23 protein-coding genes are annotated in these 24530 nt (G+C 32.0%); 16 read left to right on the top strand and 7 right to left on the bottom strand.

Going from position 1 to position 24530, the window contains the following annotated elements; genetic code table 11:
* Positions 1 to 337: 337 nt before the first annotated feature.
* Positions 338 to 817 carry a Dps family protein gene (locus RCH19_RS14005; protein WP_343023736.1) on the bottom strand — a complete coding sequence of 160 codons (480 nt, stop codon included), beginning with the start codon at positions 815 to 817 and terminating at the stop codon, positions 338 to 340.
* A 112-nt stretch (positions 818 to 929) separates the two neighbouring features.
* On the opposite strand from RCH19_RS14005, the gene RCH19_RS14000 reads away from it, so the two are divergent.
* Positions 930 to 1871: a LysR substrate-binding domain-containing protein gene (locus tag RCH19_RS14000; RefSeq protein WP_343023735.1), complete on the top strand. Its 942-nt coding sequence runs from the start codon at positions 930 to 932 to the stop codon at positions 1869 to 1871.
* 29 nt (positions 1872 to 1900) lie between these two features.
* Here RCH19_RS14000 and RCH19_RS13995 read toward each other — a convergent pair whose 3' ends face one another.
* Both RCH19_RS13995 and mnmD read right to left on the bottom strand, forming a co-directional pair.
* Entirely contained in the window at positions 1901 to 2098 is a 198-nt protein-coding gene (locus RCH19_RS13995; protein ID WP_121924430.1) for a hypothetical protein, read from the bottom strand.
* 160 nt (positions 2099 to 2258) lie between these two features.
* Entirely contained in the window at positions 2259 to 2921 is a 663-nt protein-coding gene (gene mnmD, locus RCH19_RS13990; protein WP_343023734.1) for a tRNA (5-methylaminomethyl-2-thiouridine)(34)-methyltransferase MnmD, read from the bottom strand.
* Positions 2922 to 3220: 299 nt separating this feature from the next.
* On the opposite strand from mnmD, the gene RCH19_RS13985 reads away from it, so the two are divergent.
* A complete protein-coding gene (locus tag RCH19_RS13985; protein ID WP_343023733.1) occupies positions 3221 to 4288 on the top strand; it encodes a branched-chain amino acid aminotransferase in 1068 nt (355 codons plus the stop codon).
* A gap of 106 nt (positions 4289 to 4394) precedes the next feature.
* Here the strand turns inward: RCH19_RS13985 and RCH19_RS13980 are convergent, their stop codons facing one another.
* Entirely contained in the window at positions 4395 to 4778 is a 384-nt protein-coding gene (locus RCH19_RS13980; RefSeq protein ID WP_343023732.1) for a nucleoside triphosphate pyrophosphohydrolase family protein, read from the bottom strand.
* An 82-nt stretch (positions 4779 to 4860) separates the two neighbouring features.
* On the opposite strand from RCH19_RS13980, the gene RCH19_RS13975 reads away from it, so the two are divergent.
* The 5 genes from RCH19_RS13975 to RCH19_RS13955 all read left to right on the top strand — a co-directional run bounded on the left by RCH19_RS13975 (position 4861) and on the right by RCH19_RS13955 (position 8024).
* Positions 4861 to 5049 carry a hypothetical protein gene (locus RCH19_RS13975; protein ID WP_121924426.1) on the top strand — a complete coding sequence of 63 codons (189 nt, stop codon included), beginning with the start codon at positions 4861 to 4863 and terminating at the stop codon, positions 5047 to 5049.
* 301 nt (positions 5050 to 5350) lie between these two features.
* Positions 5351 to 6475, top strand: coding sequence for an SRPBCC family protein (locus RCH19_RS13970; RefSeq protein ID WP_343023731.1), 1125 nt, complete (start codon positions 5351 to 5353; stop codon positions 6473 to 6475).
* 61 nt (positions 6476 to 6536) lie between these two features.
* Positions 6537 to 7079: a sigma-70 family RNA polymerase sigma factor gene (locus RCH19_RS13965; protein WP_343023730.1), complete on the top strand. Its 543-nt coding sequence runs from the start codon at positions 6537 to 6539 to the stop codon at positions 7077 to 7079.
* 32 nt (positions 7080 to 7111) lie between these two features.
* Complete coding sequence (locus RCH19_RS13960) at positions 7112 to 7525, top strand: hypothetical protein (RefSeq protein WP_343023729.1); 414 nt, start codon at positions 7112 to 7114, stop codon at positions 7523 to 7525.
* 40 nt (positions 7526 to 7565) lie between these two features.
* Entirely contained in the window at positions 7566 to 8024 is a 459-nt protein-coding gene (locus RCH19_RS13955; RefSeq protein ID WP_343023728.1) for a sensor of ECF-type sigma factor, read from the top strand.
* Positions 8025 to 8093: 69 nt separating this feature from the next.
* Here RCH19_RS13955 and RCH19_RS13950 read toward each other — a convergent pair whose 3' ends face one another.
* Entirely contained in the window at positions 8094 to 9155 is a 1062-nt protein-coding gene (locus RCH19_RS13950; RefSeq protein WP_343023727.1) for an oxidoreductase, read from the bottom strand.
* 115 nt (positions 9156 to 9270) lie between these two features.
* Between RCH19_RS13950 and RCH19_RS13945 the strand changes: the two genes are divergently transcribed.
* The 3 genes from RCH19_RS13945 (at position 9271) to RCH19_RS13935 (ending at position 14218) form a co-directional block, all read left to right on the top strand.
* A complete protein-coding gene (locus RCH19_RS13945; protein WP_343023726.1) occupies positions 9271 to 10797 on the top strand; it encodes a hypothetical protein in 1527 nt (508 codons plus the stop codon).
* 115 nt (positions 10798 to 10912) lie between these two features.
* Positions 10913 to 12874, top strand: coding sequence for a KUP/HAK/KT family potassium transporter (locus RCH19_RS13940; protein ID WP_121924419.1), 1962 nt, complete (start codon positions 10913 to 10915; stop codon positions 12872 to 12874).
* A 129-nt stretch (positions 12875 to 13003) separates the two neighbouring features.
* On the top strand, positions 13004 to 14218 hold the full coding sequence (locus RCH19_RS13935; RefSeq protein ID WP_121924418.1) for a methyltransferase domain-containing protein: 1215 nt from the start codon (positions 13004 to 13006) through the stop codon (positions 14216 to 14218).
* Positions 14219 to 14352: 134 nt separating this feature from the next.
* Here the strand turns inward: RCH19_RS13935 and rho are convergent, their stop codons facing one another.
* Complete coding sequence (gene rho / locus RCH19_RS13930) at positions 14353 to 16149, bottom strand: transcription termination factor Rho (protein ID WP_343023725.1); 1797 nt, start codon at positions 16147 to 16149, stop codon at positions 14353 to 14355.
* Between the two features lie 182 nt (positions 16150 to 16331).
* On the opposite strand from rho, the gene RCH19_RS13925 reads away from it, so the two are divergent.
* The 3 genes from RCH19_RS13925 (at position 16332) to RCH19_RS13915 (ending at position 19394) form a co-directional block, all read left to right on the top strand.
* Positions 16332 to 16745, top strand: a complete 414-nt coding sequence (locus RCH19_RS13925) for a DUF4293 domain-containing protein (RefSeq protein ID WP_343023724.1) — start codon at positions 16332 to 16334, stop codon at positions 16743 to 16745.
* Positions 16746 to 16893: 148 nt separating this feature from the next.
* Positions 16894 to 17556 (top strand): response regulator transcription factor, encoded by a 663-nt coding sequence (locus tag RCH19_RS13920; RefSeq protein ID WP_343023723.1) that lies wholly within the window; start codon positions 16894 to 16896, stop codon positions 17554 to 17556.
* Positions 17557 to 17696: 140 nt separating this feature from the next.
* A complete protein-coding gene (locus tag RCH19_RS13915; protein WP_343023722.1) occupies positions 17697 to 19394 on the top strand; it encodes an ATP-binding protein in 1698 nt (565 codons plus the stop codon).
* A gap of 4 nt (positions 19395 to 19398) precedes the next feature.
* On the opposite strand, the gene RCH19_RS13910 is transcribed toward RCH19_RS13915, so the two are convergent.
* Positions 19399 to 19896: a metallophosphoesterase family protein gene (locus RCH19_RS13910; RefSeq protein WP_343023737.1), complete on the bottom strand. Its 498-nt coding sequence runs from the start codon at positions 19894 to 19896 to the stop codon at positions 19399 to 19401.
* Positions 19897 to 20101: 205 nt separating this feature from the next.
* Between RCH19_RS13910 and truA the strand changes: the two genes are divergently transcribed.
* From truA to lpdA, 3 genes are all read left to right on the top strand, one after another.
* Positions 20102 to 20836 carry a tRNA pseudouridine(38-40) synthase TruA gene (gene truA / locus RCH19_RS13905; protein ID WP_121924413.1) on the top strand — a complete coding sequence of 245 codons (735 nt, stop codon included), beginning with the start codon at positions 20102 to 20104 and terminating at the stop codon, positions 20834 to 20836.
* A 63-nt stretch (positions 20837 to 20899) separates the two neighbouring features.
* Complete coding sequence (locus RCH19_RS13900) at positions 20900 to 22654, top strand: ABC transporter ATP-binding protein (protein WP_343023721.1); 1755 nt, start codon at positions 20900 to 20902, stop codon at positions 22652 to 22654.
* A 285-nt stretch (positions 22655 to 22939) separates the two neighbouring features.
* Entirely contained in the window at positions 22940 to 24328 is a 1389-nt protein-coding gene (lpdA, locus tag RCH19_RS13895; protein WP_121924411.1) for a dihydrolipoyl dehydrogenase, read from the top strand.
* The last annotated feature ends 202 nt before the right edge of the window (positions 24329 to 24530 follow it).

Genomic DNA, 24530 nt, shown 5'->3' with positions numbered 1-24530 from the left:
CACTTTAAATATACTGATTTTCAGACTATTAAACTAATTATTTGAAAGTTATTTCTTTCTTTTTTTGTCATTTTTTCAACCCTTGATTCACATTAATAATTAGTTTCAAAAAAAAGGACGGCTGCGTTATTTCGCTAAAGTAAATATATTTTTTGGTCGTAAAATAAATTTATTCAATCTAAATTGCAAATTAATCGAATGAAGACAGCTATGTATAGTGTTCGAGTAAAAATTATTGAACAATGGTAATGTTACCCAGATTAATAAAACCACAAAAAAAAGCAAAATAGAATCATACGACTCTATTTTGCTTTTCTTCAATAAGATATTCTATAAACTATAAGCTCTCTTCCAACCAAGCCTGCATCATCCAAATAGTTTTTTCTTGCTCAGAAATAAAATCACTCATCATAGCATTTGTTCCCTCATCATTTATTTCTGCAGATTTATTAAGTATCTCTCTCTCAATTTTCAATAAATGAGACAATGAGGTTACAATCAAATGAACTGCTTTTTCATCATTAGATATATTTTTACCTACAACTAATTGATTGTTTTTAATATAATCCTCAAAAGTATGTAACGGAGTTCCACCAACTGTCAACACGCGCTCTGCGATTAAATCGATTTTTATTTGCGAATCAGTATATAATTCTTCAAATTTAACATGTAAATCAAAAAATCTTTTTCCTCGAATGTTCCAATGAATTCCTCTCAAATTCTGATAATACACCTGAAAGTTTGATAATAAAACATTTAATTCAGCAACTATTAATTCTGATTCTTTAACTGGTAATCCTAAAATATTAGTTTTCATTTTTTAAGTTTTTTTGTAATTAAATTCTTTAGTAAATTTACCATAAATTTAGCGAAAATACTATAATATAAAGTTATAGTTTTACTAAATTTGCATTAGAAATTACTATACCATGACAATTACTCAATTGAAATATGTTCTTGCAGTTGCTGAACATAAAAATTTTACATTAGCTGCTGAAAAGTGTTTCGTAACTCAACCAACCTTGAGTATGCAAATTCAGAAAATTGAAGAAGAATTAAGTATTCAGATATTCGACAGAACTAAGAAACCAATTCAATTAACTGACATTGGACAGAAAATTGTCAATCAAGCCAAAAATATTGTCATCGAAGCGGATCGCATCCAAGATATAGTAGAGCAGCAGAAAGGTTTTATAGGTGGAGAATTTAGATTAGGAATTATTCCAACAATTATGCCTACGCTATTACCAATGTTTCTGAATAATTTTATTAAAAAATATCCAAAAGTGAAGCTTATTATCGAAGAGCTGAATACGGATGAAATAATTACAAAACTTAATAATGGTCATCTTGATGCTGCAATTGCTGCCACACCATTATTGGAAGAAAAAATAAAGGAGATCGTATTATATTATGAGCCTTTTGTCGCTTATATTCCAGAAAGTCACCATAATTTCCAGAAAGAAGAGATAGAAATTTCTGATTTGAATTTAGACGAAATATTGCTATTGCAAGATGGACATTGTTTCCGTGACGGAATTTTAAACTTATGTAAAAATAATCCCCGAAGCGATAAAGGACACTTCCAGTTGGAAAGTGGTAGTTTTGAGACTTTAATTAAACTTGCCGATGAAGGTTTAGGAACAACACTGCTGCCTTACTTACATACTTTAGATCTAAAGGAAAATGACAAACTAAAACTTCGTCATTTTAAAGAGCCAAAGCCAGCTAGAGAAGTAAGTTTGATTTTCCCTAAAAATGAATTAAAAATTCAGATAATTGAGGCATTGCGAACTACAATTGCCGGAGTTGTAAAAGGAGCGATAGTTTTCCAAAACGTACAAATTATAAGTTCAAAATATAAGAAATAAAAAAAGGAACCTTTTAAGGTTCCTTTTTTTTATGAATTTACAATAAGTAAACATTGTTTCAGTTCTGGTTTTTCCATCGTAAAGCTAATTAACCATTCACGCAACTGTTCCATTTCGTAGGGCAATAACATTTTGACCGCTTTTTCTAATTCTTTGCAAAAAAGATTAGCATCAAAACTTACTCTTTCTAAAACTGATTTCGTATAATCATACATTATTTTCGACATAATTCAAGGCAGATTTTGGTTATATTCAAATTCTAAATCGTTGTAAAAATACATTCTTTTTAAGATAGTGTATAAACATTTAACGAACTTTTTGGTTTTTTATTTTACTAATTTTAAAACATTGTAAATAAAGGTTTTACAAAACAAAAATAATAAAATTTTAAAGCTTTGTAGCGCGAAACATTTCTCTTTTTCCTGGAGGCCCCGCAAGCTTTTCAACTGTAAAACCTACCTCAATCATACTTCTTTTTACTACTCCTCTAGCAGCGTATGTAACTAGCACACCATTTTCCTTGAGCGCCTTGTACATTTTTCTAAATATTTCAGTGCTCCATAATTCAGGTTGCACTCGATATCCAAAAGCGTCAAAATAAATCAGGTCATATTTATTTTCCTCTTCGATTGCTTCAAAAAACATTTTCCTTTTTGTAAGCGAAAAATCATTATCTAAAATTGTTTTTTCTTCCCAATTGCTTTCATGCATCTTATCAAAAATAGCACTTTGATCAACTGCTTCTAATTCTGCTACATAATTCATGTTTAGGACTTCATTTGCAGATATAGGATACGCTTCTATTCCTACGTAATCAATATTTTGATTAATTTTTTTTGATTCTAAAAACGTGATAAAAGCATTTAGACCAGTACCGAAACCAATTTCCATTATAGCTATTTCTTTATTTGGAAATAAAGACAGACCGTTTTTGATAAAGACATGCTGCGCTTCTTGAATTGCACCGTGTTTAGAGTGATAACATTCGTCCCATTCTGTTAGTTTGATGGTTGTTGAGCCATCAAGCGTTTGGATTATTTCTCTTTTCAAAATTATACTCTAAAGTTAAGCTGCTTAGTCAAGCAACATCGTGTCAAATTTAATAAAAAGAAAAGCGTTTCCCTTTTAAAAACAGACTAATTATTACAAATTTACTAGAATTCCTCGGCATTTTACCACATTTTTTAAAGCATAAGTAATTGCGAGTTATCTCTCAGAAATAATATCAATTTCGCAAGGACTTTACTGAATTTTAACTAATTTTGCACAAATTAACGGATACTTAATAAAAAAATATTCTTTTTGAGTATCGCCAGATTACATATAAAAATAAAAACCAATACATTATTATGAGTACAACTCAAACTAACAAAATTGAAATTTTAAAATCTGCTACTTCAAAAATTAATGAGGTAGATTTTGAACACTTAAGCTTTGGTGCAGTTTTTACAGATCACATGTTTGAATGTGATTTTAAAAATGGAGAATGGCAAAAACCAGTCATCAAGCCCTATGCTCCTTTTTTGTTAGACCCATCAAGTAGGGTTTTTCATTATGGTCAGGCCATATTCGAGGGAATGAAAGCATATAAAGATACTAATGATGCTGTTTGGCTTTTTAGACCTGATGAAAATTACAAGCGTTTTAACAAATCAGCGGTTAGAATGGCAATGCCAGAAGTTTCCGAAGATATATTTATGAATGGGTTGAACCAATTGCTACAATTGGACGAATCATGGATTAAAAAAGGGAATGGAAATGCAATGTACATTAGACCTTTTATGATTGCTACAGGACACGGCGTAATTGCTAATCCGTCTGATGATTATAAATTCATGATTATACTTTCTCCTGTAACTTCTTATTATTCTGGTGAAGTAAAAGTACTTATTGCTGAACATTACAGTAGAGCTGCAAATGGAGGAATAGGTGCAGCTAAAGCAGCTGGAAATTATGCTGCTCAGTTCTACCCTACTACATTAGCTAATGAAGCAGGTTTCCAACAAGTTATTTGGACTGATGATGCAACACATACAAAATTAGAAGAAGCAGGTACAATGAATGTTTTCTTTAGAATAAATGACACTTTGTTAACTGCTCCAGTAAGTGAGCGTATTTTAGATGGTGTAACTAGAAAAACACTTATTGAATTAGCGAAGAGCGAAAATATCGCTGTAGATGTAAGACCAGTCTTAGTATCTGAACTGGTAGAAGCTGCTAAAAACGGAAGTTTAAAAGAAATCTTTGGTGCTGGAACTGCTGCAGTTGTAAGTCCAATATCTGGTTTCTCCTATCAAGATGTGTACTATGATTTACCAAAGATTGAAAAACCTGTTGCAATTCAATTAAAAGATAAACTGACAAATATTCAAAACAAGTTAGAAGAAGATACATTTGGATGGACTGTTAAAGTATAATCCATAAAGATATTAGAATATAAAAAACGCCAATTTTCAATCAGAAAATTGGCGTTTTATTTTTCACACCTTTCCGTTTTGTAGTTCATTGAAACAAAAAGTCTTTTTACTTTAAAATTTTAGTAAAATCGGGCTTGAAGTAATTCGCTCCTTTCATTACTTTACCATCTTCACGATAAATAGGATTTCCATTTTCGTCCAATTTACTCATATTACTGCGTTGGATTTCATCAAAAACTGCCTCAATTTTATCTTGTAAACCATGCTCTAGAATTGTTCCGCAAAGTATATACATCATATCCCCTAGTTCATCAGCAATTTCAGTTAAGTCATTGTTTTGAACTGCTTCTAAGTATTCTTCATTTTCTTCTTTCATTAAATTATAGCGAAGTTCATGCTTACTCGCACCTAAATCGGCAGTTGGTTCTTCATGAAAGTCAATTTTGAAAGTAGTATGAAATTCTTTGACTGCCTCAATCTGTTTTTGCATCTTTTTATATTTATAAAATGAAAACACAAATTAGTAAACTATTATTAAAGTAATACCTAAATTTGCTAAAAATATTTTAATTATGTTTAGTAAGGATCAATTAATATTTGCTGTTCTATTTTTTATTGTATTTGTTATCGGAATAGCATTTGCTTATCGAAAAGATACAGGTTTGCACAAGATTTTTTACAAAGGGAGTTATAAAATACTGCTTGGTTTTATTGCTTTTATTGGAATATTGTTCTTGATAAAAATCTTCTTTAAAAGATAAATTAGAGTTCAATAAATTCAAAGTCTGCTGCGTAGCGGACTTTTTTATTGTGAATTTTAAGAGCTCCAAGTTTAGAAGGTGCTTTATAAAAAAAATAGCTTGAAAATCTTTATAAAAAACGCATTATTTATTTTGATTAAATTCTAATTTAATTGATTAAAAAAATGAACTATTTCTCTTTATAACTTCCCTGCTCAATTTATCTTTTTTAGTCAGAAAAATACAAGCATAAAAAATTAACAGTTTATATGACTTCTAATTTAAATCTTTAACTTTACCGAAATTAATAAACCTGCGTACTATGAGGATTTTAAAATATTTGTTTCTTTTGCTACTACTTAGTGTAGTTGCTTTGTCCATTTTTGTAGCCACCCAAAAAGGAGATTTCACTGTAGAAAGAAGTCAAATTATAAATTCCCCCAAATCAAACGTATATAGTTTTGTAAATGATTTTCGAAACTGGGAAGATTTTAGTTCCTGGATGACTGAAGATCCTGAAATAAAAATTAATTATCCAGCTAAGACGATTGGCGCGGGCGCTTCTTTTTCTTGGAAAGGAAAAGACGGAGCAGGTGATGTGAAAACAATTTTTGTAAAAGAAAACGATAGTATTTCACAAAAAATGAATTACGATGGCACTTCATCTTCTGTTTTTTGGAGTTTTAAAGATACCATAGGTGGAACAAAAGTTACTTGGAAAACTACTGGAAAGATGGATTTTTCTATGAAAGTTTACACTGCTTTTAATGGTGGAATCTATAGGATTTTTGGAAAAATGTATGAGAAGAGTTTAGCTAATCTTGACAAGACACTTGATTACGAAATTAATACTTATAATGTAAAAGTAGATGGGATAGTTAAATTTCCCGCTACGTTTTACTTAGAGCAAACGTTCACCAGTAAAATCTCAAATGTGAATAAAAATTCAAGAATCGTTTTTAAGAAAATAACCGACTTTTGCAATACAAACAATATTGAATTGAATGGAAAACCGTTTTTGATTTATCATAATTACGATTTAGCAAATGATCTGACTCGTTTATCTTTCTGTGTACCAATAAAAAGCCAAATAATGACAAGTTCAGGAAGTGATATATTGAGTGGGAAAATAGAAGAGTTTGAAGCAGTTAAAACTACTTTAACCGGCGACTATTCGCACAGTAAAAAAACACTTGATAAAGCGACAAATTACATTAATGCAAACCGCATACTTGTAGACCAATCATTTACATTCTTGCAAGTGTATAAAGTTACCAAGGTTGATATTAAAAGTCCTTCAAAATGGGTAACTGAAATGTATTATCCAATACAGCCAAAAGTAGCGGCAGTAGTTCCTAACTACGTACCCGCACAAATTAAAAAAGTTGAACCTGTAAAAGTACCAGTAGCCCCAACGAATAAGGAGGAAGAGCAATCTGAATTTTAAATTTCTCTAAACCTCATTAAACCTTTTACATAAATTTTGTTCTAACTTATAAAAAACAATTTTGCACGAAGAAAAGGAATTTATACAGCAACTATTAGATCCTCGGACGCAGAATGAAGCGTTTCAGAGTTTAATATTGGAGTATCAAAGACCGCTTTATAATCACATTCGGAATATCGTTTTAAACCATGATGACACTGATGATATACTGCAAAATACTTTTATTAAAATATTTCAAAATTTAAAAAATTTTAAAGGAGAAAGTAAACTTTTTTCTTGGATGTACCGCATAGCCACAAATGAAGCTTTAAATTTTTTGAAACAAAAATCAAAAATGAGTGGCGTTGCATCAGAAATTATTCAAAACAAAGTACTTGATAATCTTGAAGCAGATATTTTTTTTGATGGAGATGAAATCCAATTAAAATTACAAAAAGCTATTGCGCTATTACCTGAAAAGCAACAACTCGTTTTCAAGATGAAATATTTTGAAGAGCTTAAGTACGAGCAAATTTCTGAAATTTTAGGAACTTCTGTAGGAGGTCTAAAAGCATCTTATCACATAGCAGTAAAAAAAATAGAAGCTTTTGTAACAACCAATTAAACCTTTTTAAAGTAAAAGTGTCTTAGTAGTATATGAAAACATTTAAATTAGAAAACGAGCCTAAAATTGAATCTGGATTTAGAACTCCAGATGACTATTTTGAAAATTTCTCTGTCAAAATGATGGAGCGATTACCTGCGAGTGAAACAAAAGTAATTTCGATATTTCAAAAGAGAAAAACGTTGTTTATGATGGTAGCAGCGATCTTAGTTCTTGCGCTAATGATTCCCGTAATTGCTAACTGGTCTCAAAACAAACAAGAATTAGATTCAGTAGCTTTAGAAAATTATATTACGTACCAATCAAATGTCAATCAGTACGACCTGATTAACGAGTTAGAAACTGAAGATATCAGTAAGATAAAAATAAATGTAGCTATTGAGGATAAAGCTATAGAAGATGTTTTAGCAATGAACTCAAATTTAGAAAATCTTCTTTTAGAATAAATTTAAAACTATTTCTTAATATTTAATTAGAAAAATAAAAATGAACATAAGAAAATTATTTCCACTATTACTATTGCTAGTTTCAGTCAGCTTTTATGCTCAGGGCGAAAGTATGAAAGAAAAAAAAGAGCAGATAAAAGTACTTAAAGTAGCCTTCTTCACTACCGAATTAGACTTAACAAATAGTGAAGCAGAGAAGTTTTGGCCTCTTTACAACACTTTTGATGATAATCAGTTTGAATTAAGACATCAAAAGATGAGAGCTTTTATGCGTAGAATGAGCGATGGCTCGTTAGATAAAATGACAGAAAAAGAAGCATCATCATTTCTAGCTCAAATACAGGATACTGAAGAGGAACTGTTTTTACTTAGAAAGAAATTTACTCAGAATGTTAGAGCAATAATACCAGCTTCAAAAGTTTTGAAGCTAAGAAAAGCGGAAGAAGATTTCAATCGGAAACTTTTGCAGCAATATCGAAATAAAGGATCAAAAAAATAAAAATATTATTTATTAATTCTGTAAAAAGCCCTAAACCGCAGTTGTAATCTGTAGTTTAGGGTTTTTTTATTATTTAAATCGGAGGCGAATCATTTTGCTTTGTCCAGCAGCTATTGCTGTGTTTTCATCTATAAATCGGATTGTATTAAGACTACTGTCGTCTGACAATTTTACCCACGAATTGCCACTGTTATTAGAATAGTAAATTCCAGTCAAACCAACTGTAACTAATGATCTACCTTTGCTTTTAGGCACATATTGAACACAAGAAGCATAACCAAAAGCTTGGTTTTCTGCTACCAATTTCCATGTTTTACCGCCATTACTAGTACTTGCTTTATTAGAGAAATTTTGAGCTTTAATTTCGTAATCTCCCCCAGCAATAAATCCATTATTTGAATCGTAAAAATCAGCTGTGAAAATTCCTGTCATTGCTTTGCCTTGTATAATTGGCGTTTCATAAACAGTCCAACTATTTCCTCGATCAGCAGAATAAAAAACTCTAGACTTTTTTCCACCTGATACAATCCAAGTGTTATTTTCTTTAATAATGATGTTCGTGTTACTTGCAGCAAAAGCGGCTTCACCATCAATGACTACTGGTAACTTATCACAAGAGATTTTGTTCCATGTTTTACCACCATCCCGAGTTTTAATTAGATTTAAACAATTAGTGATGGGATCACCCATCGCAATACCTTCATTATTATCCCAGAACTGCATACTGTCGTAAAAAACTTTCTCGTGATTTTCTTGATACACTAATTTGGAACTCAAATCACCTTTAGAAATTTGGTACAGTAAAGCCGGATTAGAAACATTTAAAACGAAAACATTGTCGCTTGTTTGGGCAATACTTCTAAACTCTAATTTCAGTACATCTTTCACAATTGTATTTTCAGTTTTTTTATTATTCACTAAATTATAAAAACCATATCTTCCGTTATCTGCTGCATACCAAACTCTATTTTTATCGATTTGAATTGCTCGTATGCTTATTTTATCTTGAAATAAAGTATCTATTATCACGTTTTTAAAATTAGAGCTATTTAAATCATCAGAATTATAAACTGCTGTTTTACAAGACAAAAGAGTTGAAAACACTGCTAAAATCAATATTATTTTTCTCATACAAAATTATTTTAATGCTAATTTACAATTATTAATAGAAATACGATTAGTCTCTAAAATTTATTGGCACAGTAATTGGATATTCCAAAAAAGAGAAAATTTAATCCAATTTACTATGAAAACGAAACTTCTACTATTAAGTCTTTTGACTACTGTTTTCGCAACACAATTGCAAGCACAAAAAAGAACATCTGTAAATGCGATGAACTCTGAGATAAGTGATAACCTTGACTTAAGAGCAGTTGCATCCATTTTTGGTGATTCTAGAAACATTCAGGATTTTGAAAAGCGTCTTAATGATCCAGAGCGTCAAATATCTAATTTGGATTTAAATAATGATGATGAAGTTGATTATTTGCGAGTAATCGAGACTGTTGAAAATAGAACGCATTTAATTATTATACAATCTGTTATAGATCGTGATGTTTACCAAGATGTTGCGACGATCGATGTAGAAAAAGATCGGAACAATAAAATTCACGTTCAAGTTGTAGGTGATGTATTTATGTACGGAGAGAATTACATTTACGAACCGGTTTACTACACTACACCAGTAATTTACGCGTCTTTTTGGTCAAATAATTACAGACCTTATTATTCATCATGGAATTGGAACTATTATCCTTCCTATTATTACGCATGGAATCCGTTCCCAATCTTTCGATATAGAAATAACATCAATATCAACATAAATATTAATAACAATTACAATTACGTAAATCATAGAAGAAATGAACGTACTGTAGTATATTATAATTCTAGACGTTCGAATGGATATGAGCGCCAAAATCCGAACTATTCTTTTTCAAGAAGAAACGTGAACGTTGTAAATCGTTACGAATTGGATCAAAGAAGAGGCTCAAGTAATGAAATTGGAAACTCAAATAGAAGAGGAAGTTCATCACGAGATTTAGCTTCAAGAAGAGGAAATACGTCAGGTGAAATAAATGCACAAAGAGGAAGTTCTTCGAGAGATTATTCTCAAAATAGAACAAATCGTTCTGCAGATGCAACAACTCAGAGAGGCAGTTCTTCAAGAGACTATTCTCAAAACAGAACAAATCCATCGCCGGATGCAACTCAACAAAGAGCAAGTAGTACGAGAGATTATTCACAAAATAGAAAAAATCCATCTCCGGATGCTACAATTCAGAGAGGAAGTTCTTCAAGAGATTATTCTCAAAATAGAACAAATCCATCACCAGATGCAACTCAGCAAAGAGGAAGTTCTTCTAGAAATTATGCGCAAAATAGAACAAATCCATCGCCGGATGCAACTCAACAAAGAGGAAGTACTACGAGAGATTATTCTCAAAACAGAACAAATCCATCTCCAGATGCAACGCAACAAACAGGAAGTTCTTCTAGAGATTATTCTCAAAACAGAACAAATCCATCTCCAGATGCAACGCAACAAAGAGGAAGTTCTCCTAGAGAGTATTCACAAAACAGATCAGCACCTTCTCGCGAAACAGCTCCACAAAGAGAAAATTCACAAAGTAGAACAAGCCCGTCGAGAGAAGCTGCACCCCAAAGAGCAGAACCACAAAGTAGAGGCAATTCTTCTAGACAATCAGCTCCTCAAAGAAACGAAAGTCAAAGAACAATTTCTTCCTCTAGAAATGATAGTAGAAGAATCTAAAAAAGACTTAGTTATTACATTAAAACACGGCCCTTAAAGCCGTGTTTTTTTTATTCTATAAAAAGCTACATTTTATTTTAAAAGTGTACTTTTGACCTGTTATTAAAATCATTACATGAGCGCATCGCACAAAGACCTGCATAGTAAATTGACTTTAGGTGGTTTATTAATTTCTTTAGGAATAATTTACGGTGATATTGGAACCTCACCATTGTATGTAATGAAAGCCATCTTAGGCACCCACATAATAAATGCCGATGTTGTATTAGGTGGAGTTTCAGCAGTTTTTTGGACGCTGACTTTACAAACTACAATCAAATACGTACTCATTACCTTGAGCGCCGATAATCATGGTGAAGGAGGTATTTTTGCTTTATATGCGTTAGTAAAAAAAACCAAAATAAAATGGCTGATTGTCCCCGCAATTGTTGGTGGAAGCGCACTATTGGCCGATGGAATTATAACTCCCCCCATTTCTGTATCTTCTGCAATTGAAGGTATACGAACTTTTTATCCAGAGATCAATACTATTCCCATTGTAATAGGAATATTGTTTGTGCTGTTTGCAATTCAGCAATTTGGGTCAAAATTGGTTGGTAAATTCTTCGCGCCTATGATGCTGGTTTGGTTTGCAATGCTAGCTGTCTTAGGAGTGATCCAAATCACACAACATCCTGAAGTCTTTAAAGCAATTAATCCTTACTATGCTTACAATCTACTATCAGCTCATCCCGACGGATTTTTTGTTCTTGGATTCGTGTTTTTATGTACTACTGGTGCAGAAGCTTTGTATTCAGACATGGGACATTGTGGTCGTAAAAATATTAGAATTAGCTGGATTTTTGTAAAAACCGCTTTAGTACTGAACTATTTTGGGCAAGCCGCTTATTTGATCCATCATGAGGGAAGAACGTTGCAAAATTTAGGCGGTAAAAATGGAAATCCTTTCTACCTTATTATGCCTGACTGGTTCCAACCAATAGGAATTGTTGTAGCAACATTAGCTGCAGTAATTGCGTCACAAGCTTTGATTAGTGGTTCATTTACATTAATTAATGAAGCGATGAGACTAAATTTTTGGCCAAAAGTTAAAATTAAATATCCTACTGAATTAAAAGGACAGTTATACATACCCTCAATAAACTGGCTGCTCTTTATTGGTTGTGTTGGAATTGTATTGCACTTTGAGGAATCTAACAATATGGAACATGCTTATGGTTTAGCAATCATATTATGCATGATTATGACGACCATTTTACTTAACTTTTATCTAATAATGAAAAGGGTTAAGTTATACTTTATAATTCCACTAATAACTATTTACTTACTTATTGAATTTAGTTTTCTAGCAGCAAACATCACTAAATTTGCTGATGGAGGTTACGTAACACTTATCATTGCAGCAATATTAATTAGTATAATGACAATTTGGTATTTAGCTAAGCAAATAAATAAAAGTTACACTAAACTTGTAAAAGTTGAAGATTACAAAAAAGTTTTGATTGAACTAAGCGCTGATTTAACTATTCCAAAATACGCAACGCACTTGGTTTATATGACTAACGCTGGAAGAACTGACGAAATTGAAGAAAAAGTAATGTATTCAATTTTACAAAAAAGACCTAAAAGAGCCGATATTTATTGGTTTGTACACGTCAATATATTATCAGAACCATATAAGGCGGAGTACAAGGTTACTCAAATTTTAAAAGACGATTTATACCGTGTTGATTTTAATTTAGGATTTAGGGAGCCAACTAAAATAAACTTGATGTTTAGAGAAGTAATTAAAGATATGGTCAAAAATGGTGAAGTTGATATTACAAGTCGATATGAATCATTGAATAAAAATAACATTATTGGTGATTTCAAATTTGTTTTATCTGAAAAATTTCTATCCAATGATAGTCGTTTAAGATGGCATGAAAAACTAATAATGAACTCGTACTTCCTTCTTAAAAAATTAAGTTTATCTGAGGAGCGAGCTTTTGGATTAGACAGTAGTTCTGTGAAAATTGAGAAATTCCCGATGGTGCTTCATGCTCCTGAAAAAGTAGATTTGAAACGCATTCATTAATTGATAATTCAAAAAAACACTGTAACAAATACAGTGTTTTTTTTTGGAAAGAAATTTATAAATAACATTCATTATTTAAAATATCACATTCAATCAATAAATAGTACCTTTGCACCTCAATTATTAAAAATGAGATTACATAGAAATTTAGTTTACACAACAATAGATGCATTAAATGCCATTTTCAATGAAGGTGAATATGCTGATAAAGTAGTGGCAAGATCTTTAAAAAAAGATAAACGTTGGGGAAGTTCAGATAGAAAATTTGTTGCTGAAACTATCTACGAAATAGTACGTTGGAAAAGATTATACGCAGAAATTGCAGAGGTTAAAGAACCATTTGACAGAGATAATCTTTGGAGAATGTTTTCAGTATGGGCTGTATTAAGAGGATATCCTATTCCTGATTGGCGTCAATTAGAAGGAACTCCAGAAAGAAAAATAAAAGGTCGTTTTGATGAACTTTCAAGAGTAAGAGCTTTAAAAGAATCGATCCCAGACTGGATGGATGAATTAGGAGTTAAAGAATTAGGTGAAAAAGTTTGGGCAACTGAAATAACAGCTCAAAATCAACCAGCCAAAGTTATACTTAGAGTAAATACACTAAAGACTACAAGAGAAGCACTTCGTGCTATTTTGATGGACTTAAATATTGATACAGAAACTTTAAAAAATCAACCAGACGCTTTAGTTCTTAAAGAAAGAGCTAATGTTTTCTTGACGGATGCATTTAAACAAGGTTTCTTTGAAGTTCAAGATGCAAACTCACAATTAGTGGCTGCTTTCCTTGATGTTAAGCCTGGAATGAGAGTTGTTGATACGTGTGCTGGTGCTGGTGGAAAAACACTACACCTTGCTGCTTTAATGGAGAACAAAGGACAATTAATTGCAATGGATTTGTATGAAAGCAAATTAAAACAATTAAAGATCCGTGCTAAGAGAGATGGAGCTTTCAACATCGAATATAAAATTATAGATTCTACAAAAGTTATCAAAAAATTACATGAAAGAGCAGATCGTGTATTAATTGATGCTCCATGTAGCGGTTTAGGAGTTCTAAAAAGAAATCCTGATGCTAAGTGGAAATTGCAACCGGAGTTTATTGACAATATTCGTAAAGTACAATCAGAAGTTTTAGAAAGCTATTCTAAAATTGTAAAACCAGGTGGGAAATTAGTTTATGCTACTTGTTCCGTTTTACCTTCTGAAAATCAAGATCAGGTTGCTCGTTTTCTTACAACTGATATTGGAAAACAATTCAACTTTATAAAAGATCAAAAAATCCTTGCTTCAGAGTCTGGTTTTGATGGATTTTACATGGCTTTGTTAGAACGTAAAGAATAAATTTTTAAATTTCGATACAGAAATTCCTAGAAATAGAACTAAAAAAAACTCCAATTTTCAAATTTGAAAATTGGAGTTTTTTTTTAGAGATAAACCAAATTAGAATTTGGAAATAACTATTTTAAATTATTTTGTTAGTCGTTCATTGAAATCAAGAACTCTTCATTATTTTTAGTTTTCTTGAATCTATCGTTTATGAAATCCATTGCTTCCACAGGATTCATATCAGAAAGATACTTTCTCATAATCCACATGCGCTGTAATGTTTTTGGATCTAACAACATATCATCACGTCTTGTACTTGACGAAGTTAAATCGATAGCTGGGAAGATACGTTTGTTTGCGATCTTTCTATCTAATTGTAATTCCATATTACCAGTTCCTTTAAATTCCTCGAAGATCACTTCATCCATTTTAGAACCAGTTTCTGTCAATGCAGTTGCTATAATACTTAATGAACCTCCATTTTCAACATTACGAGCTGCTCCAAAGAATCGTTTTGGTTTTTGCAATGCGTTAGCATCAACACCACCACTTAAAACTTTTCCTGATGCTGGTTGAACCGTATTATATGCTCTTGCTAAACGTGTAATTGAATCTAATAGAATCACTACATCGTGACCACATTCTACTAAACGTTTTGCTTTTTCAAGAACGATATTAGCAATTTTTACGTGCTCTTGTGGTTCTCTATCAAAAGTAGAAGCAATTACTTCTCCTCTTACTGAACGTTGCATATCTGTAACCTCTTCTGGTCTTTCATCGATTAATAAAACAATTAAATATACTTCAGGATGATTAGCTGCAATTGCATTAGCAATGTCCTTAAGCAACATCGTTTTACCTGTTTTAGGCTGTGCCACGATCATTCCACGTTGTCCTTTACCTATTGGCGAAAACAAATCAATAATTCGAGTTGAAATTGTGCTTTGTTTTTCGGCTAATTTAAATTTCTCTGATGGAAAAACAGGAGTTAAATGCTCGAATGAAACTCGATCGCGAACAACTTGAGGATCGTGCCCGTTTATTTTTAATACGCGAACTAAAGGGAAAAATTTCTCTCCTTCTTTTGGTGGACGAACCACACCTTTTACAGTGTCTCCAGTTTTTAAACCAAATAATCGTATTTGCGAAGTAGATAAATAAATATCATCTGGCGAAGCCAAATAGTTATAATCAGAAGATCTTAAGAAACCATATCCATCAGGCATCATTTCTAAAACTCCTTCACTTTCTATAATACCGTCAAATTCAAAGTCAGATGCAGCAAAATTGCTTTTCTTGTTTTTAAAATTGGGGTTTTGATTTGTATTTTGATTTCCGTTTCCATTTTGATTTGCATTTTGTTTATGCAACTGGTTCGGATTTATTTTTTTTGCAGGAGCAACAACTTCAGCTTTTTCTTCAGCAGTTACTTCTGATGTAGAGTCAACTGTAGGCTCTTGCTCTTTTGAAGTTTCTTTAACTTCTTCTTTGTCCTTTTTTAAGGCTATTTTTTTCTCGTAAGCTGATTTATTAAATTTTATCGCTTTACCAGGTTTTTTACCTTCTACTTTTTCCTCGTTTTTTTGCTCTTGATCTGAAGAATCTGTTTCATTAATAGCAATTTCCGCTTTTTCTGAAACGTTATTTTCTTCTGTTTCTATTTCAGCGACTGCAATTTCCTGATTCTCAATAACAGGATTAACTTTCGTTTTTTGAATAGCTACTTTTTTAACAGGAACAATTCGGGCTCTTTTAGGTTTATCATCTTCAAGAACAGTTTCTGCTGTTGTAGTTACTTTCGATTCAACTGTAGCAGCTTGATGATCTAAAATATGACCAATCAATGTCTCTTTTTTAACACCGTTAAATTTTATGTTTTTAGCCGTTTTAGCTATTTCTTGAAGCTCAGAAAGCTTCATTTCTTTTAATGCAGAAATATCAAACATGAATGTTCTATGAGTTTAATTAGTTTTTTTGGAATAACGTAAAAGATAGGTAGTAACTTTAAATTGAATCAACCGCAGTATGAAGTGCTTACGGAATTATGATGCAATAATACGAATAAATTTTTATCAGACAATAGTATTTGTAAAAAAGAAGATATATTTTTGTCAAACATATTTAACACATGATACAGAGAATTCAGACCATTTATTTATTTCTTGCTTTTTTAGTTACAGGTATATTATTGTTTTTTATTCCTATATGGACTATGAGCGATAATAGCTCTTATTATTTCATGCAAAGTCAAATCTACACGGTATTGCTAGGACTTAGTACTACGCTAACTGTTTTGAGTATCGTTTCCTATAAAAAAAGACAAAATCAATTTGTTATTGGCAGATTGAATATCATATTAAATTTGATTTTATTAGGATTGTTTGTATATCGTTCACTAAATGTATCTGGAGAAACACCCGCTGTTTCTGAGAAAGGTATTGGGATGTTTCTACCTGTAGTTGCTATCGTGTTATTAGTTTTAGCTAATAAGGCCATCAAAAAGGATGAAGATCTCGTAAAATCTGTGGACAGATTGAGGTAAACCTATAAACTTTAGTTTATTAGTGCGAAGGAAACCCGAATGTAACAGTTCGGGTTTTTTTGTGTTCAAAACTCAAAGTCAGCAATAATTTGAGAAAATTTGCGCACAGCTATTTATTTTATCTAAATTTGGCAATAACAAACACACTATGTTAAACAAAATACGAATTCACCTAGCTGATGATCATCAAATACTAATTGATGGTATCAAAACAATCTTGCATACTAACGCTGCATTTGAAGTAGTTGGCCACTCCATTACAGGTGATAATTTATTTGAAGAGGTGCAAAGTAACAACTCAGATATTCTTGTACTTGACATCAACATGCCTGGCAAGGACGGAATTGAGGTTATAAAAGAATTTGCCGCCAAAGGTTTTCCCTGCAAAATCATAGTTTTATCAAGCCACGACGATTTAAGAATAGTGCGAGAAGTAATGAAGTTAGGTAGCAGTGGTTATTTGACTAAAAAATGTGCAGGCGAGAACATTATTAACGCTATACTAGCGGTTAATAATGGCGAAGAATATTTCTGTAAAGATGTTAGGGAGAAAATTTTCACGAAAGTAACTAAAGGTAACCCTAAATTAAATAAATCTCAATTACACGGAAACGAAATTTTAACAGAAAGAGAGCTTGAAATTATAATCTTAATTTCGCTTGAATTCAGCGGTAAGGAAATTAGTGATCAATTATTTATTAGTGCAAACACAGTCGAAACGCATCGTAAAAATATAATGAAAAAGCTTGGCGCTAAAAATTCGATTAGTCTTGTAAAATATGCAATAAAACACAAACTGGTAAAACCATAAGCACTGTATTATTTATAATTTTGCATTTAGTTTACAAGCATATTAGAATAGTACATTAAAAAGATTCGAATACCATAAATTAAAAATTTCCATTAAAACAATTGATCAAAATTCAATTTTAACTACTTAGCAAACTTATTATGCTTCTTAAAAAAGTTCTTTTTGCATTGATTTTACTTTTGACTTTTTCTTCTAATACAGCATTTGCGCACGTAGAAAAAGAAGAACAAAAAAAAGCAGCTGCACTGATCAAAGAAGCAGTTGATTTGATGAAAAATGGAAATTATGAGAAATCATTAGTCAAGTCAAGACTTGCTTTAAGTCTCGCGCTTTCTTCAAAAGATAATAATTTAATAGCTAGTGCATACAATACAATTGCCGCAAATTTTGATCAATTATCTGAATTTGATAAAGCGTACTTATATTATCACAAAGGATTAGTCTACGCTAATAAAACAAATAATGATCTACTCAAAAACTGGTTAAATAATAATTTAGGTAATATCTATTGCTTTGATAAGAAACAATATGAAAAAGGAATTTACTACTATAAAAAATCATTGGAATTTAGCACTAAAAGTCGTGATTCATCACAGATAGTTTTCACAAAGCTAAATCTAACATGGGCCCATTTTGACATTGAACAATTCGATCAAGGCCTTCCCTACTTAAACTACATTAATAAATTTCACGAAAAACATGGAGACTCTACTACTGTTGTAGCGCTAAACATGCTTAATGGAATGTATTACAGTCACAAAAATGATTGTGATAAAGCAATTTTCTATTTTGAGAACGCAATAAAGTTAGGTATCGAAGGAGACGAAAAATCAGATCTATCTTATTCATATCATGAGTATGCTAAATTTTTAAATAAAAATGGCGACTACGAAAACGCCTATAAAAATTTAACTATCTATAATGCCATTACAGACCAATTAAACAATGAAGCTAAACACAACAAGTCAAATATTGCCGGTATCAATCTTGAAATAGATGAATTTAAGCGAGAAATAGATAAAATAGAAAGTGAACTAAAAACTAAAGAGCATAAATTTCTGCACGAACAGTCTCGAAATAAAAAAATTGTTATTGTTTTAGTAGCCGTTTTAATAATGTTATTTTTTCTGTTCTATTTTTACGCGCAAAACGTCAAACTAAAACATAAAAATAGGCTAAAAGATTTACGTAGTAAAGTGCAGGAAAACACTATTAACGCCACTATCAATGGTCAAGAATTAGAGCGCAAAAAGATTGCATCTTTTCTACATGATAACATTAGCGCTTTACTTTCTTCAGCAGGAATGCAACTTTTTGCACACATATCTCAAAACCCAACAACTTCACAAGAAATTATAAAGACAAAAGCAATTCTTGAAGAAGCACATGATCAAGTTCGAAACTTATCACACGAATTAATGCCTTCGCTCTTAGCGCGTTTTGGCTTATTTGATGCGTTAGAAGATCTGTGCGATAAAAATTCAAACTCAATTTTGAATTTTAAGTATATAAGTGCCGTTGAGAGAACTACCCGCTATGATGAAGACTTTGAAATGAAAATCTATTTTATCGTCATGGAGCTTTTAAATAATATTATCAAACACAGTGACGCTATAGAAGCTCAACTACGTTTAAAAGAAAATAATGATTCTCTCCAAATTGACATCATTGATAATGGCAAAGGTTTTGACGCTAATAAATTCCAAATTGTTGAAGGTTTTGGACTGAGTCAAATTACCGCTAGGCTAAACAATTTGCAGGGCAATATTGATATTAATTCAACTTTAGAAGTGGGAACCTCAATCAAAATTATTGTTCCTATCGTCCACCGAGTATAATGAATTACGCCTTTTTTTCGATTTCAATTATTTCCAAATCTTTGATTTTATCGCCATCAATTACAAAACGAAGCATCGTTCTCACTTGGTGAAAACCACTTTTTCCTGCAGCGCCTGGATTCATGTGTAAAAAATTATTTTTTTTATCGAAAATTACTTTCAGAATATGTGAATGTCCACAAATAAATAAATTTGGAGGATTTGCGCTTATTTCTTCTTTTATATTTAAATTGTATTTTCCTGGATAACCCCCAATATGCGTAATCCAAACATCAACCCCTTCACACAGAAACCGATTGTGTAGCGGAAATTCAAGTCGTGCTTGAGCGTCATCAATATTTCCAAAAACACAGCGCAATGGTTTCACTTTTTTAATGGTATCCGTCACCACTAAATCGCCGATATCGCCAGCATGCCAAACTTCATCAGCCTGATTTACATATTTTAAAATCGTGTCATCAATATGACTGTGCGTATCAGATAAGAGAAGAATTTTTTTCATAGTAATAATTTCATTTTTAGAAACGAAGCAATCAGGAGCTATTTCTGCTCCCGAAGCATCGGAACAATCTGACCTAGCATTTTCGGTAAAATTAAACATTCCGATTCCAAATAAAAAATCCTTTAAAAACTTAACAAACTTTGGCTATTAGCCATTTCATAGCCAAAAAATTAATAAGTATCTTTGTAGCTTCAAAAAAAGTGACTTGAGATATTTTATAAAACTAGCATACAACGGAACGCAATATCATGGTTGGCAATACCAACCAAACGCTTCGTCAGTGCAAGAAACGATGAATAAAGCTGTTTCTACTTTATTAAATACTGAGATTAATTTAATGGGTGCAGGACGCACAGATACTGGAGTTCACGCTAAGGAAATGTACGCTCATTTTGATTTTGATAAGGTATTTGAAGTTGCAAACCTTGTCCATAAGCTTAATTCCTTTTTACCCAAAGATATTACGGTTTATGATATTATTCCAGTTTTGAATGAGGCGCACACCCGTTTTGACGCACTTAAAAGAACATACGAATATCACATTAACACATTCAAAGATCCGTTTTTACAAGAACAAAGTTGGTATTTTCATCAATCACTTGATGTAAATCTTATGAATGAAGCAGCGCAATTATTATTTAATCATACTGATTTTCAGTGTTTTTCTAAAGTCAATACAGATGTCAACACCTTTGATTGTACAATTTTTGAAGCATTTTGGAAACAAGAAAATGATAAATTAATATTTACTATTTCGGCAAATCGGTTTTTGCGAAATATGGTTCGTGCAATTGTTGGAACTTTAGTAAATATTGGTTTACACAAAATTGCTTTAACTGATTTTGAAAATATCATAAAAAGTAAAAACAGAGATAAAGCTGGTTTTTCAGTGCCGGCACATGGTTTATACTTGACCAAAATAGAATACGATTATTTGTAAAATAATTAATAAAATAAGTGCTGCAGCAATTTAAGACTGCTTAGTAGCTCGCAAATAAAAAACATGAAAGCAAAAGCATTCGATACTAGATTATTTAAAAGAATATTAAAATATACCAAACCATATCAATTTCGGTTTAATGGCGTAATTATATTTGCAATTTCACTATCCGTTTTTGCGGCATTGCGTCCCTATTTATTAAAGCAAACAGTTGATGGTTATATTTCTAATCAAGATCAACAAGGTTTATTGCATTACGTTGTTTTGATGGGAATCGTTCTTTTACTAGAAGTGTTTTCTCAATTCTTCTTTGTGTTCTGGGCCAACTGGTTAGGTCAAGATATTGTAAAAGATATTAGAATAAAACTTTTCCAACATATTTTAAGTTTCCGAATGAAGTATTTTGACCTAGTTCCTGTTGGTCAACTTGTAACCCGTTCCGTTTCTGATATTGAATCTATTGCTCGTATTTTCAGTCAAGGTTTATTCATGATTATAAGTGATTTAATGAAAATGGTAGTGGTTTTACTTTTCATGTTCTATATGAACTGGAAGCTAACGTGGATTGTTATTGTTGCAATGCCTATTCTAGTTTTCTTTACGAGAATATTTCAACGTAAAATGCAAGTTGCGTTTGAAGAAGTGCGTAACCAAATCGCAAATATGAACTCATTTGTCCAAGAGCGCGTAACTGGAATGAAAATTGTCCAATTATTCAACCGCGAGAAAATTGAGTCGGAGAAGTTCAAAGAAATTAATGATAAGCATAAAAAAGCATGGATAAAAACGATTTTGTATAACTCCATCTTCTTCCCTATCGCTGATATAATTTCTTCGTTAACATTAGGTTTCATAGTACTTTACGGCGGATTTAAAATTTTAAATGGAGACACATTCACCACTTTTGGAGATTTATTTTCGTATACTATGTTTATTGCAATGTTGTTTAATCCTTTGCGCCAAATTGCTGATAAATTCAACGAAATGCAATTAGGAATGATTGCAGCAAATCGTGTTTTTGATATTTTGGACACTGAAGATCAAATTCAAGATACGGGAATGATTGAAGCTCCGGATTTCAATGGAGACATCGAATTCAAGAAAGTACATTTTGGATACATCCCAGGTGAAGAGGTAATAAAAGGAATTGATTTAAAAGTGAGTGCAGGACAAACTGTTGCAATTGTAGGATCTACAGGAGCTGGGAAATCAACAATAATAAATTTACTGAATCGTTTTTATGAAATTAATAGCGGTTCGATTTACATCGATAATAATAATATTGAGAATTACACGCTAGGATCGTTACGATTACAAATTGCAGTGGTTTTACAAGATATTTTCTTATTTGCAGATACAATTTTTAATAATATTACTCTTAATAACCCAGAAATTAGTCGTGATCAAGTTTTGGCAGCAGCCAAAAAAATTGGAGTTCACGATTTCATTATGAGTCTTCCTGACAATTACGATTTTGATGTTAAGGAACGTGGTGTAATGCTTTCTTCGGGACAGCGCCAACTGATTGCTTTCCTACGAGCTTATGTGAGTAATCCTAGCATTTTGATTTTAGATGAAGCTACCTCATCTATCGATACCTATTCTGAAGAATTAATTCAGCGCGCGACTGAAACTATTACTAAAGGGAGAACATCAATAGTTATTGCGCATAGATTAGCAACAATTGTTAATGCTGATAAAATCGTGGTAATGGATAAAGGTCTGATTGTAGAGGAAGGAACGCATCAAGAACTAATTCACCGCGAAAATGGATATTATAAAAACTTATATGACTCTCAATTTTCGGTTGCGAATTAATTTGTTAAAAACATTAATTTAATAGTAGCATAACAGACATTGTAAGAAATACTAAATATCATTTTATACCTCTTTTTACTGATTTTAAATTTATTATTTATCGTCTTCAAAAACAATAAATAAAACACGAGGATTTGTTTAACACTTTATCAGTTTGAAACTTTCTCACAACAGAATAATTCCTTAAATTCGCAACGTTAAAAATTAAAAAAAACTAAGATAAACGACTTGTCTTTGTATTCAATTACGAATGACGGTAGTATAAAATAATAAACACTTTAAAAAATGAAATACGATATTATAGTTTTAGGAAGTGGCCCAGGCGGATACGTTACAGCCATTAGAGCATCACAATTAGGGTTTAAAGTAGCCGTAATTGAAAAAGAAAACTTAGGTGGAGTTTGTTTGAACTGGGGATGTATACCAACAAAAGCTTTGCTGAAATCAGCTCAAGTTTTTGATTATTTAAAGCATGCTTCTGATTACGGATTGACTGTTTCATCATTTGACAAAGACTTTCCTGCTGTTGTTCAACGAAGCCGTAGCGTAGCAGATGGAATGAGCAAAGGTGTTCAATTCTTAATGAAAAAAAATAAAATTGACGTAATTGATGGTTTTGGAAAATTAAAGCCAGGTAAAAAAATCGATGTTACTGATAAAGATAATAAAGTTACAGAGTACAGCGCTGATCATATCATAATTGCAACTGGAGCACGTTCACGTGAGTTACCAAGTTTACCGCAAGATGGTATAAAAGTAATTGGATACAGACAAGCAATGACACTAGCAACACAACCTAAATCAATGATTATCGTTGGTTCTGGAGCTATTGGAGTTGAGTTTGCACACTTCTACAACTCAATGGGAACAGATGTTACTATTGTAGAATTTATGCCAAACGTAGTTCCTGTTGAAGACGAGGATATTTCGAAACAAATGGAGCGCTCTTTGAAAAAAGCAGGCATCAAAATCATGACAAACTCATCTGTAGAGAGAATCGATACTACTGGAGCAGGTGTGAAAGCATTTGTAAAAACTGCAAAAGGAGAAGAAGTTATTGAAGCTGAAATTTTACTTTCGGCTGTTGGAATTAAAACCAACATTGAAAACATCGGTTTAGAAGAAGTAGGAATCGCTACAGATAGAGACAAAATCTTGGTAAACGCATACAATCAAACTAATATCCCTGGATATTACGCTATTGGAGATATTACACCAGGACAAGCATTAGCACACGTTGCATCTGCAGAAGGAATCAACTGTGTTGAGAAAATTGCAGGATTACACGTAGAACCTATAGATTACGGAAATGTTCCAGGTTGTACGTATGCTACTCCTGAAATTGCTTCTGTAGGATTAACTGAGAAACAAGCGAGAGAGAAAGGATACGAATTAAAAATTGGTAAATTCCCGTTTTCTGCTTCAGGAAAAGCAAAAGCAGCAGGAACTCCTGATGGTTTTGTTAAAGTAATTTTTGATGCAAAATATGGCGAGTGGTTAGGTTGTCACATGATAGGTGCGGGAGTTACTGATATGATTGCTGAGGCAGTTGTAGCTCGTAAACTTGAAACTACAGGACACGAAATCCTAAAATCAATCCACCCTCACCCAACTATGAGTGAAGCGGTAATGGAAGCGGTTGCTGCTGCTTATGATGAAGTAATTCACCTATAATTATCATTGCGAGGAACGAAGAAACCTCATTCCATATATTAAAATCCGTTTAGAAATTCTAAACGGATTTTTTTTGTTCCTAATTGAATAGCAAACTTAGATGTTCTTTTACCCGTTGGGTGTAATTATTTAAAGTAAAATAAATGACTTAGATATTGGTCAAGATACTGAAATTCAGTATCTTGAAGTCGCTAAACAACCA

Origin of the sequence: Flavobacterium sp. PL12, from assembly GCF_039123485.1 — a bacterium.
Lineage (GTDB): Bacteria > Bacteroidota > Bacteroidia > Flavobacteriales > Flavobacteriaceae > Flavobacterium > Flavobacterium weaverense.
The sequence above is the reverse complement of the archived record's forward strand: the minus strand, read 5'-3'. Positions and strand labels throughout refer to the sequence as shown.

What these genes read in the sequence shown, in the direction of transcription:
- RCH19_RS13980 (WP_343023732.1), bottom strand. Translation starts at nt 4,778, where the DNA reads ATGCAAAAACAGATTGAGGCAGTCAAAGAATTTCATACTACTTTCAAA.
- RCH19_RS13935 (WP_121924418.1), top strand. Translation starts at nt 13,004, where the DNA reads ATGAGATTACATAGAAATTTAGTTTACACAACAATAGATGCATTAAAT.
- RCH19_RS14005 (WP_343023736.1), bottom strand. Translation starts at nt 817, where the DNA reads ATGAAAACTAATATTTTAGGATTACCAGTTAAAGAATCAGAATTAATA.
- RCH19_RS13960 (WP_343023729.1), top strand. Translation starts at nt 7,112, where the DNA reads ATGAAAACATTTAAATTAGAAAACGAGCCTAAAATTGAATCTGGATTT.
- RCH19_RS13995 (WP_121924430.1), bottom strand. Translation starts at nt 2,098, where the DNA reads ATGTCGAAAATAATGTATGATTATACGAAATCAGTTTTAGAAAGAGTA.
- RCH19_RS14000 (WP_343023735.1), top strand. Translation starts at nt 930, where the DNA reads ATGACAATTACTCAATTGAAATATGTTCTTGCAGTTGCTGAACATAAA.
- RCH19_RS13910 (WP_343023737.1), bottom strand. Translation starts at nt 19,896, where the DNA reads ATGAAAAAAATTCTTCTCTTATCTGATACGCACAGTCATATTGATGAC.
- RCH19_RS13900 (WP_343023721.1), top strand. Translation starts at nt 20,900, where the DNA reads ATGAAAGCAAAAGCATTCGATACTAGATTATTTAAAAGAATATTAAAA.
- RCH19_RS13920 (WP_343023723.1), top strand. Translation starts at nt 16,894, where the DNA reads ATGTTAAACAAAATACGAATTCACCTAGCTGATGATCATCAAATACTA.
- RCH19_RS13955 (WP_343023728.1), top strand. Translation starts at nt 7,566, where the DNA reads ATGAACATAAGAAAATTATTTCCACTATTACTATTGCTAGTTTCAGTC.
- RCH19_RS13915 (WP_343023722.1), top strand. Translation starts at nt 17,697, where the DNA reads ATGCTTCTTAAAAAAGTTCTTTTTGCATTGATTTTACTTTTGACTTTT.
- RCH19_RS13950 (WP_343023727.1), bottom strand. Translation starts at nt 9,155, where the DNA reads ATGAGAAAAATAATATTGATTTTAGCAGTGTTTTCAACTCTTTTGTCT.
- lpdA (WP_121924411.1), top strand. Translation starts at nt 22,940, where the DNA reads ATGAAATACGATATTATAGTTTTAGGAAGTGGCCCAGGCGGATACGTT.
- RCH19_RS13975 (WP_121924426.1), top strand. Translation starts at nt 4,861, where the DNA reads ATGTTTAGTAAGGATCAATTAATATTTGCTGTTCTATTTTTTATTGTA.
- rho (WP_343023725.1), bottom strand. Translation starts at nt 16,149, where the DNA reads ATGTTTGATATTTCTGCATTAAAAGAAATGAAGCTTTCTGAGCTTCAA.
- RCH19_RS13985 (WP_343023733.1), top strand. Translation starts at nt 3,221, where the DNA reads ATGAGTACAACTCAAACTAACAAAATTGAAATTTTAAAATCTGCTACT.
- RCH19_RS13925 (WP_343023724.1), top strand. Translation starts at nt 16,332, where the DNA reads ATGATACAGAGAATTCAGACCATTTATTTATTTCTTGCTTTTTTAGTT.
- RCH19_RS13940 (WP_121924419.1), top strand. Translation starts at nt 10,913, where the DNA reads ATGAGCGCATCGCACAAAGACCTGCATAGTAAATTGACTTTAGGTGGT.
- RCH19_RS13970 (WP_343023731.1), top strand. Translation starts at nt 5,351, where the DNA reads ATGAGGATTTTAAAATATTTGTTTCTTTTGCTACTACTTAGTGTAGTT.
- RCH19_RS13945 (WP_343023726.1), top strand. Translation starts at nt 9,271, where the DNA reads ATGAAAACGAAACTTCTACTATTAAGTCTTTTGACTACTGTTTTCGCA.